This window comes from Bordetella petrii (genome assembly GCF_020991325.1).
Taxonomy (GTDB): domain Bacteria; phylum Pseudomonadota; class Gammaproteobacteria; order Burkholderiales; family Burkholderiaceae_B; genus Bordetella_A; species Bordetella_A petrii_E.
Genome location: NZ_JAJMLX010000394.1, coordinates 1 through 3,123, shown reverse-complemented (window position 1 = coordinate 3,123; position 3,123 = coordinate 1). Strand labels below are relative to the sequence as shown.

Here is a 3,123-nt window from a genome sequence, read left to right as displayed (position 1 = left end):
CATCCGCCACCTGGTCGATGAAGGGGTCATCACCCAGCAAGGCAGCCGGGTTTGCGTGCTGAATGTCCAGCGCCTGGTCGGTGTACACGCGGCTGACCACGCCGGCGCCGGTCAGGGGCAGGGTGCAGTGCTGCACGATCTTGGGAGAGCCGTCCTTGGCATTGTGTTCCATCATGATGTACACGCGGCGCGCGCCCACCGCCAGGTCCATGGCGCCGCCCACCGCGGGGGGCTGGCCGGGGCGGCCCAGCGACCAGTTGGCCAGGTCGCCCTCGGCCGATACCTGCATGCCGCCCATCACGCATATGTCCAGGTGCCCGCCGCGCATCATGGCGAAGGAATCGGCATGGTGGAAAAACGATCCGCCGGTCAGCAGCGTAACGGGTTGCTTGCCGGCGTTGATGAGGTTGTGGTTGGCCTGTCCGGGCGCGGGCGGCGGGCCCATGCCCAGGATGCCGTTCTCGCTGTGCAGCACGATCTCGCGGTCGGCGGGCAGGTGCGCCGCGACCAGCACCGGCATGCCGATGCCCAGGTTCACGTAGCTGCCGTCGGGGATGTCGTGCGCCACGCGCCGGGCCAGTTGCTCGCGCGTCCAGGGCTGGAAGGTGGGGTCTGCGCTCATGGCGGCTCAGCTGGAGAAGCTGGGGTTGGGCACCACGGCCACGCGGTGCACGAAAATGCCGGGGGTGACCACGGCTTCCGGGTGCAGTTCGCCCAGTTCGACACGCTCGCGCACTTGCACGATGGTGGTGGCGGCGGCCATGCACATCACGGGGCCGAAGTTGCGCGCGCTCATGTCGTAGGTCAGGTTGCCCCAGCGGTCGGCGCGGTCGGCCTGCACCAGGGCGAAGTCCCCGTGCAGGGGGGTTTCGAAGACGTAGTGGCGGCCGTCGATTTCACGGGTTTCCTTGCCGGCCGCCAGTTCGGTGCCGTAGCCGGTGGGCGTGTAGAACCCGCCAAGCCCGGCGCCCGCGGCGCGCAGCCGTTCGGCAATGGTGCCCTGCGGCACGCATTCCAGCTCGATCAGGCCGCGGCGGTACAGGTCGTCGAACACCCAGGAATGCGAAGCCTTGGGAAACGAGCAGATCATCTTGCGCACCCGGCCGGCCTTGATCAGCGCGGCCAAGCCGGTTTCGTGATTGCCCGCGTTGTTGTTGACCACGGTGAGCCCGCGCGCGCCCTGGTCGATCAGGGCGTGCAGCAGGTCGGTGGGCATGCCGGCGCCGCCGAAGCCTCCCACCAGCAAGGTGGCGCCGTCATGGATGCCGGCAATGGCTTCGGTGACCGAAGGAACGAACTTGTCGATCATGGCGCGTGTCCCGGATCAGTTCACGGTAATGTTGGCTTCCTTGATGATCTTGGCATAGCGTTCGGAATCCTTGCGCATCAGCTCGGCGAATTCCGCCGGCGTGCTGCCGGTGGGCAGGAACCCGGCGTCCATGAACTTCTTGGTGACGTCGGGTTCATGCACGATCTCGCTGATTTCCTTGGCCATGCGTTCGATCACCGGCTTGGGCGTGCCGGTGGGCGCCAGCAGGCCGGCCCACGAGCCCGTGACAAAGCCGGGGAAGCCGGCTTCTTCCATGGTGGGAACGTCGGGTTCGTTGGGCCAGCGCTTCTTGCCCGTGAAGGCCAGCACTTTCAGCTTGTCCTGCTTGACGTACTGCATGGGCACCAGCACCGGGTCGTACACCATCGACACGCGGCCAGCCAGCAGGTCGGTCAGGATGGGCGCGCTGCCCTTGTAGGCTACGTGCGTCATCTTCAGCTTGGCCTGCAGCGCGAAATCGGCGCCCGTCAGGTGGGCGCTGGAACCCGTGCCGCTGGACGCGTAGGTCAGCGTGTCGGGATGCTTGCGGCCATATTCGACCAGCTCTGCCATGGAGTTCACGGGCAGGTCTTTGGCCACGAACAAGAACAGCGGCAGGTCGGCCATGTGCACTACCGGTTCCAGCTGCGACGGCGAGTACGACAGTTTGTACAGGTGGGTGTTGATGACGTAGGCCGGCAGCATCGAAAGAAAGGTATAGCCATCGGGTTCGGCCTTGGCCGCGATGGCCGAACCCAGCGTGCTGTTGGCGCCGGGCTTGTTCTCAATGATGATGTTCTGGCCCAGGCGGGCCGACAGCTTGTCCATCACGATGCGGGTCACCGTGTCGGTGGCGCCGCCCGGGGTGTAGGGCACGATCACCTTGATCGGCTTGGACGGCCAGTTGTCGGCGGCCTGTACAGGGGCTCCGGACAGGGCGCCGCCCGCCAGGGCTGTCGACATCAGGGCGATCAGGGCGGTGCGCCGGGACAGCCGGGCACGCGCGCGGGGAAGGGCTAGGGTCATGTTTTGTCTCCGCCTGTTGGACAGGATCCGCGTTGGGCCGCGCTAAGCCGCGCGGTGCCGCGGAATCTGCTGGTTGGTCTTGTTCAGCGAACGGTGTCGCGCAAAAAAGTATGCGCGATATGCCTGTTTCCTTCGAGGCCGGCCCAGGTTTTTGTGTTCGGTGATTGAACTTTACTGGAAGAGTCGCTATGCGGTCGAGCGCGGCTGGCGGATTGGAAGCCGGGCCGCCGGCTTGGCGCGGCCGGGCAATGGTTCTATCCTTTGCGCCTGGAGTGGACCTATGCCTTGGGGGTTTCACTTCCTATCATGCCTCTACCCCCCGACGCGCGGCCGGCCGGCCGCGCTTTTTGCAACCTTGCTCTACGGAAATACCATGAACGGCGCCGACAGCCTTTGCGATACCCTGCTTGCCAACGATGTGGACGTCTGCTTCGCCAACCCGGGCACGTCCGAAATGCACTTCGTGGCGGCGCTGGATCGCAAGCCTCGCATGCGTTGCGTGCTGGGACTGTTCGAAGGCGTGGTCACCGGCGCCGCCGATGGCTACGCGCGCATGGCCGACAAGCCCGCGGCTACCCTGCTGCACCTGGGGCCGGGCCTGGGCAATGGCCTGGCCAATCTGCACAACGCCAAGCGGGCGCGCACGCCCATGGTGAACGTAGTGGGCGACCACGCCACCTATCATGTGCAATACGATGCGCCCCTGACCAGTGATGTAGAGGCCGTGGCCGCGCCCATGTCGCACTGGGTGCGCCGCACGCTGACCGCCGCCGGGCTGGTGGCCATTC

At 66.2% G+C, this 3,123-nt stretch carries 4 protein-coding genes; 1 reads left to right on the top strand and 3 read right to left on the bottom strand.

What is annotated here, in order from left to right; all coding sequences use genetic code 11:
• The 3 genes from LPZ50_RS23535 to LPZ50_RS23525 form a co-directional block, all read right to left on the bottom strand.
• Nucleotides 1-622, bottom strand: a 622-nt coding sequence (locus LPZ50_RS23535; RefSeq protein ID WP_230665282.1) for a 3-oxoacid CoA-transferase subunit B, incomplete at its 3' end; no start/stop codon positions are given.
• 6 nt (nucleotides 623-628) lie between these two features.
• Nucleotides 629-1,309, bottom strand: coding sequence for a 3-oxoacid CoA-transferase subunit A (locus LPZ50_RS23530; protein WP_230665281.1), 681 nt, complete (start codon nucleotides 1,307-1,309; stop codon nucleotides 629-631).
• Nucleotides 1,310-1,324: 15 nt separating this feature from the next.
• A complete protein-coding gene (locus LPZ50_RS23525) occupies nucleotides 1,325-2,335 on the bottom strand; it encodes a Bug family tripartite tricarboxylate transporter substrate binding protein (protein ID WP_230665280.1) in 1,011 nt (336 codons plus the stop codon).
• A gap of 373 nt (nucleotides 2,336-2,708) precedes the next feature.
• On the opposite strand from LPZ50_RS23525, the gene LPZ50_RS23520 reads away from it, so the two are divergent.
• The coding region (locus LPZ50_RS23520) for a thiamine pyrophosphate-binding protein (protein ID WP_268903602.1) at nucleotides 2,709-3,123 on the top strand (415 nt) is incomplete at its 3' end.